5 protein-coding genes are annotated in these 6,125 nt (G+C 69.6%); 4 read left to right on the top strand and 1 reads right to left on the bottom strand.

Features of this window, described 5'->3' with window-relative positions; translation table 11 throughout:
- The 4 genes from ROR02_RS10215 to phbB form a co-directional block, all read left to right on the top strand.
- Positions 1-1,554 (top strand): DNA translocase FtsK (locus ROR02_RS10215; protein WP_147163923.1); only part of this gene is annotated, 1,554 nt, incomplete at its 5' end.
- 451 nt (positions 1,555-2,005) lie between these two features.
- Positions 2,006-3,229: an alpha/beta fold hydrolase gene (locus tag ROR02_RS10210; RefSeq protein ID WP_147163922.1), complete on the top strand. Its 1,224-nt coding sequence runs from the start codon at positions 2,006-2,008 to the stop codon at positions 3,227-3,229.
- A 139-nt stretch (positions 3,230-3,368) separates the two neighbouring features.
- The gene (locus ROR02_RS10205) at positions 3,369-4,541 is read left to right on the top strand and encodes an acetyl-CoA C-acetyltransferase (protein ID WP_147163921.1); all 1,173 of its coding nucleotides are present in this window, start codon (positions 3,369-3,371) and stop codon (positions 4,539-4,541) included.
- 288 nt (positions 4,542-4,829) lie between these two features.
- Positions 4,830-5,558 (top strand): acetoacetyl-CoA reductase, encoded by a 729-nt coding sequence (phbB, locus tag ROR02_RS10200; protein ID WP_147163920.1) that lies wholly within the window; start codon positions 4,830-4,832, stop codon positions 5,556-5,558.
- A gap of 89 nt (positions 5,559-5,647) precedes the next feature.
- On the opposite strand, the gene ROR02_RS10195 is transcribed toward phbB, so the two are convergent.
- The gene (locus ROR02_RS10195) at positions 5,648-6,028 is read right to left on the bottom strand and encodes a hypothetical protein (protein WP_147163919.1); all 381 of its coding nucleotides are present in this window, start codon (positions 6,026-6,028) and stop codon (positions 5,648-5,650) included.
- Positions 6,029-6,125 lie beyond the last annotated feature (97 nt).

The following is a 6,125-nucleotide window of genomic DNA, read 5'->3' as shown; positions in this document are numbered from 1 at the left end:
GAGCCCCCGCCGCCGCCCGCCGAGGAAACGGTGGTGGTGCCGCCGCCGCTTGACCTGCTGGCCGCCGGATCGGGCACCTCCTGGGAGGTGGACGAGGAAGCCCTGACCCAGAACGCCCGCGTGCTGGAATGCGTGCTGGCCGATTTTGGCGTGCGCGGCACCATCGTGAAGGTGCGTCCGGGCCCGGTGGTCACGCTTTATGAGCTGCAACCGGCCCCCGGCACCAAGACCGCGCGCGTGGTGGGACTGGCCGACGACATCGCGCGCTCCATGAGCGCCTTGTCCGCGCGCATCGCCGTGGTGCCCGGGCGCAACGTGATTGGCATCGAGCTGCCCAATTCCGAGCGCGCCATGGTCCGCCTGCGCGACGTGCTGGAAAGCCCCGAGTTCGCGGCCCACCCGGGCAGCTTGCCCTTGGCGCTGGGCAAGGACATCGGCGGCGATGCCGTGGTGGTCGATCTGGCCCGCATGCCGCACCTTCTGATCGCCGGCACCACCGGGTCGGGCAAGTCGGTGGCGGTCAACACCATGATCCTGTCGTTGCTGTTCCGGCTGTCGCCGCAACGGGTGCGCCTGATCCTGATCGACCCCAAGCGCCTGGAGCTAGCCACCTACGACGGCATTCCCCACCTGCTGACCCCGGTGGTGACCGAGCCCGCCAAGGCCGTGGTCGCGCTCAAGTGGGCCGCGCGCGAGATGGAAAACCGTTACCGGATCATGAGCACCCTGGGGGTGCGCAACATCGATGGGTACAATCGAAAGATCCTGGAAGCCCAGACGCGCGGCAAGCCGTTGATGCGCATCGTCCAGACCGGCTTCGACCCCGAAACCGGCAAGCCGGTGTACGAGGACCAGCCGATCGACCCCAACCCCATGCCCTATATCGTGATCGTGGTCGATGAGATGGCCGACCTGATGCTGACGGCGGGCAAGGACGTGGAAGGGGTGATCCAGCGCCTCGCGCAGATGGCGCGCGCAGGCGGCATTCACCTGATCATGGCCACCCAGCGCCCGAGCGTGGATGTGATCACCGGCACCATCAAGGCCAACTTCCCCACCCGCATCAGCTTCCAGGTTACCAGCAAGATCGACAGCCGCACCATCCTGGGCGAATCGGGGGCCGAACAGCTGCTGGGCCAGGGCGACATGCTGTCGATGGCGGCGGGCGGACGAATCACCCGCGTGCACGGCCCCTATGTCTCCGACCAGGAGGTGGAAACCGTGTGCGCCCACCTGCGGGCGCAAGGCACCCCCGAATACCTGGACGCGGTGATGGAGGAAGAAGACGAGGCCCCGGCCGGAACCTCGGGACGGGCGGGCGCCGCCGCCGGCCTGTCGGGCGAGGAGGCGGCCTTGTTCGATCAGGCGGTGGCCCTGATCGCGCGCACGCGCCGCGCCTCCACCAGCCAGGTTCAGCGTCATCTGAAGATCGGGTACAATCGGGCCGCCTCGCTGATCGAGCGCATGGAGGCCGAGGGCATGATCTCGGCCCCCAACCACGTGGGCCGGCGCGAGGTGCTGTTGCCCGAGCCGGCCGAGGACGAGGCCTTCTGATCCCCGGCCCCCGTCCGCGCTCCCCGGGCGCGGCCCAAACGCTGCGATGGAACCTGCATGACTGGCGACGACGAAACCCCACCCCCCGACCTCTCGGCCGTGGCCCGGCGCTACCTGGACCTTTGGGAACGCCAAGTGGCGACCCTCGCGGCGGATCCGCGCGTCGCCGAGGTGACGGCGCGCACCTTGTCCTTTCTCAACGACGCCGCCCGCGCCGGGGGCTGGTCTCCTGGCGCATCCCCGGGTGCCAGCGCCGGGGGCTGCCCCCCTGGCGCATCCCCGGGTGCCAGCGTCGGGGACTGGCCCCCCGGCGCATCCCCGAGTGCCCGCGCCGGGGGCTGGCCCCCCGGCGCATCCCCGGGTGCCCGCGCCGGGGGCTGGCCCTCCGGCGCATCCCCGAGTGCCCGCGCCGGGGGCTGGCCCTCCGGCGCATCCCCGATTGAAGGCAGCCATGAGCCCTCTTCCGCGCCTGGGCCCGCGCCCGCTGGCCTTGCACCTGACGATGCAGGCCCTGACCGCGATGGCCTGGCCCGCCGGGTTGATGCCCTGGAACGCCGGGTCGCGCTTTTGGAAGCAGCCCTGGGCGGACTCCTGGCCGGACGCGGCCCTTCCTCCTGAGGCCGCCCCGTTTTTTTTCAACGCCACCACGCGCGAGGCCGCGGGGCGGCTGGACGCGTTCCTGGCCGGGGTGGAGGCCTACCACGCCCACCCCTACCGCCGCCCGTTGAACGACCCCGCCCCGGTATGGGCGGCCGGCACCACCGTCCTGCGCGACTATGCCCCGGACGCGGCGCCGTCGGCGCGGCCGGTTTTGTTGGTGCCCTCGCTGATCAACCGCGCCCAGATCCTGGATCTGGCGCCCCGGCGCAGCCTGTGCCGCCACCTGGCCGACCACGGCCTGCACCCCTTCCTGATCGACTGGGGACCCCTGGGCCCCGAGGAAGCAACCTTCACGATCGAGGATTACGTGCTGCGCCGCCTGGAACCGGCCCTGGACGCGATCGCGTTGCGGTGCGCGCGGCGCCCGGCGGTGCTGGGCTATTGCATGGGCGGACTCCTGGCCCTGGCCCTGGCCTCGCGCCGTCCGGCCGAGGTGGCCGGCCTTGTCCTGCTGGCCACGCCCTGGGATTTCGCGGCCAGCGATCCCACCTTGCGCGCCCTGATCCTGGGCCTTGCCCCCCTGGGCCACGCCGCGCTGGCGCACGGAACTTCCCGAACCGGCGTGCCCGGCGACGTGGTTCAGGTGCCGTTCGTTCTGATGGATCCCTCGGGCGTGGCCCGGCGCTACGCCGCCTTTGGCCGGCTTGATCCCCGCTCCAGCCGCGCGCGCGATTTCGTCGCGGTCGAGGACTGGCTGAATGATGCCGTGGCGCTGGCCGGCCCCACCGCCCTGGAGGCGCTGGAGCGCTGGTATGGCGCCAACGAACCCGCCCGGGGCCTGTGGCGGGTGGGGGGCCGCCTGGTCGATCCCGCCCGCCTGCGCCTGCCCGCCCTGGTGGCATGGGCCGAGCACGACCGCATCGTGCCCCCGGCCAGCGCCGCCGCCCTGGCCAGCGCCCTGCCCGGCGCCCGGGTCCGGGTTCTTCCGTTGGGCCATGTGGGGCTGATGGTGGGGCGTCAGGCCCCGACCAGGGTCTACAGACCGGTCCGGGCCTGGCTTGACCATCTGCCATAGACGCCCCCCGCCGGCGCGGCCCTGAAGGTTCCCCGCTTATTGCAGGCATTGTTCGCGCCCCGGAAGCTGACGTATGGTAACCGGGTGACAGTCCCGACCCCATCGGTCCGCCACCAATTGCCCAGGGAGCGTTTCAAAAATGTCCGATATCGTCATTGCCGGCGCCGTCCGGACTCCGGTTGGTGCCTTCAATGGAAGCCTGAGCGGCGTCGCCGCTCACACCCTGGCCGAGATCACCATTCGCGAGGCCCTGCGCCGCGCGGCGACCGATCCGGCCGAAGTTGACGAAGTCGTGTTGGGCCAGGTGTTGACCGCGACCCAAGGTCAGAACCCGGCGCGGCAAGCGGCGATTCACGCCGGCATCCCGGCCGAGAAGACCGCCTTTTGCATCAATCAGGTGTGTGGGTCGGGCCTGCGCACCGTCGCGTTGGGCTTCCAGGCGATCCAGACCGGCGACGCCGACGTGGTGGTGGCCGGCGGCATGGAAAACATGAGCCAGGCCCCGCATGCCAGCCATCTGCGCTCCGGGGTGAAGATGGGCCCGGCCGAACTGATCGACACCATGATCAAGGATGGCCTCTGGTGCGCCTTCAACGGCTACCACATGGGCCAGACCGCCGAAAACGTCGCCCAGCGCTGGCAGCTGACCCGCGAGGACCAGGACACCTTCGCTGTCGCCTCGCAGAACAAGGCGGAAGCGGCCATGACCGCCGGCCGCTTCAAGGACGAAATCGTCCCGGTCACGGTCAAGGGCCGCAAGGGCGACGTGGTGGTGGACACCGACGAGCACCCCAAGCACGGCACGACCCTGGAAGCCCTGGCCCGCCTGCGCCCGGCCTTCGCCAAGGATGGCACGGTGACCGCCGGCAATGCCTCGGGCCTCAACGACGGTGCCGCCGCCCTAGTGCTGATGAGCGCCGAAAACGCCCAGAGCCGGGGCGTGACCCCGCTTGCGCGCATCGTGTCGTGGGCCACGGCCGGGGTCGATCCCGCCATCATGGGCACCGGCCCCATCCCCGCCTCGCGCAAGGCGCTGGCCCGCGCCGGCTGGTCGGTGGAAGACCTGGACCTGATCGAGGCCAACGAGGCCTTCGCCGCCCAGGCGCTGGCCGTCAACCATGACATGGGCTGGGATCCCGCCCGCGTGAACGTGAACGGCGGCGCCATCGCGCTTGGCCACCCCATCGGGGCTTCCGGCGCGCGCGTGCTTGTCACCTTGCTGCACGAAATGGTCCGGCGCGACGCCAAGAAGGGTCTGGCCACCTTGTGCATCGGCGGCGGCATGGGCGTGGCCTTGTGCGTGGAGCGCTGACGCGCCCGCGCCCGGTTCCCCCGGCACGCGGGTGATCCCCCGCACCGGCATCCCCGGCCTGGGTTTTGTCCAGGCCGGAAACGGAGGTGGATCCAAGGTTTCATTCCAGCATTCCCGCACCGTAATCCATTAGGGTTCGCCGAAGACAAAGAGAGCACCGCTTTTCCCGAAAAGGCGAACTCAAACAAAGGGATCCGCAGCCTGTCCGCAACGGACAGGCTCCGGCGTACAGGGACAAGCAGACCATCAACCACCGCCCCAGGGCGGTGCCAGGGAGGAAAAGAGATCATGAGCAAAGGACGTGTTGCACTGGTCACCGGGGGCACGCGCGGCATTGGCGCCGCGATCAGCACGGCGTTGCGCGACGCCGGCTACCGGGTCGCGGCCAACTATGGCGGCAACGACGACGCGGCCGAGCATTTCAAGCGCGAAACCGGCATTCCCGTTTACAAGTTCGACGTGGCGGATTTCGTGTCGGTCAAGGCCGGGATCGACCGGATCGTCGAGGAACTGGGCCCGGTCGAGGTGCTGGTCAACAACGCCGGCATCACCCGCGACGGCACCTTGCACCGCATGAGCCCCGAGAACTGGGAAGCGGTGGTGCACACCAACCTGTCGTCGTGCTTCAACACGGCGCGCTGCGTCATCGAATCGATGCGCGATCGCGGCTTCGGGCGCATCGTCAACATTGGCTCGATCAACGGCCAGGCCGGCCAGTATGGTCAGGTGAACTACGCCGCCGCCAAGTCGGGCATTCACGGCTTCACCAAGGCCCTGGCCCAGGAAGGGGCGGGGAAGAACATCACCGTGAACGCCATCGCGCCGGGCTACGTTGACACCGACATGGTGCGCGCGGTGCCGCACTCGGTGCTGGAAAAGATCATCGCCAAGATTCCGGTGGGCCGCCTGGGCCGGGCCGAGGACATCGCGCGCGGGGTTCTATTCCTGGTTGCCGATGACGCCGAGTTCATCACCGGCGCCACGCTGTCGATCAACGGCGGTCAGCACATGTATTAAGACGATCCCGGAGGCACCTTTCCCAAGGATTCCCCTGGGGAAGGTGCCTCCGGCCCCGCCCCCCGGGGCGCGTCTTTTTTTGCGCTCGGTCAGCGGGCCTCGTACACCCGGCAGGTGGAATAGCCGTCGTTGTGGAAGTGGTAGGTCACGTTGTCCTCGGCCTTGCCGGTGGGATCGATCAGGTTGTAGCCCTTCTTGGCGATACCGGTCAGGGTGCGCTCGCCGGGATCGGTGCCCACGTAGCCGATGAACAGGCTGTCTTTTTTCACCTGGTTGAACTCGCCGCGCCGGCACAGGGCCGACAGGTCCTTGCGCAGGGAGCCCACCTTCCAGAAAGGCGCGGTGGCCTTGCCATAGGCGCGGGTGCGCTCCTGGGCCCAGCCGGGTTCCGCCGCCAGCCCCGCCGCGCCGATCACCGCCAGGGCCAGCATCACCCCCAGCGCGCGCCGCTTGCTGTGTTTTGGTTTCATGGCCTGGCCTCCTTGCCGGCTCCCGTCGCGCCCCAAGGGTGACGCAGCGCCCCGACCTTGGCAAGATGGGGAGCCACTCCGGCTTTCCCAACGCCAT

Origin of the sequence: Pararhodospirillum oryzae, from assembly GCF_007992075.1 — a bacterium.
GTDB classification, from domain to species: Bacteria; Pseudomonadota; Alphaproteobacteria; order Rhodospirillales; family Rhodospirillaceae; genus Pararhodospirillum; species Pararhodospirillum oryzae.
The sequence above is the reverse complement of the archived record's forward strand: the minus strand, read 5'-3'. Positions and strand labels throughout refer to the sequence as shown.

Bases quoted from the DNA above. Each gene is read 5' to 3' on its own strand.
- ROR02_RS10210 (WP_147163922.1), top strand. From the start codon at position 2,006: ATGAGCCCTCTTCCGCGCCTGGGCCCGCGCCCGCTGGCCTTGCACCTG.
- ROR02_RS10205 (WP_147163921.1), top strand. From the start codon at position 3,369: ATGTCCGATATCGTCATTGCCGGCGCCGTCCGGACTCCGGTTGGTGCC.
- phbB (WP_147163920.1), top strand. From the start codon at position 4,830: ATGAGCAAAGGACGTGTTGCACTGGTCACCGGGGGCACGCGCGGCATT.
- ROR02_RS10195 (WP_147163919.1), bottom strand. From the start codon at position 6,028: ATGAAACCAAAACACAGCAAGCGGCGCGCGCTGGGGGTGATGCTGGCC.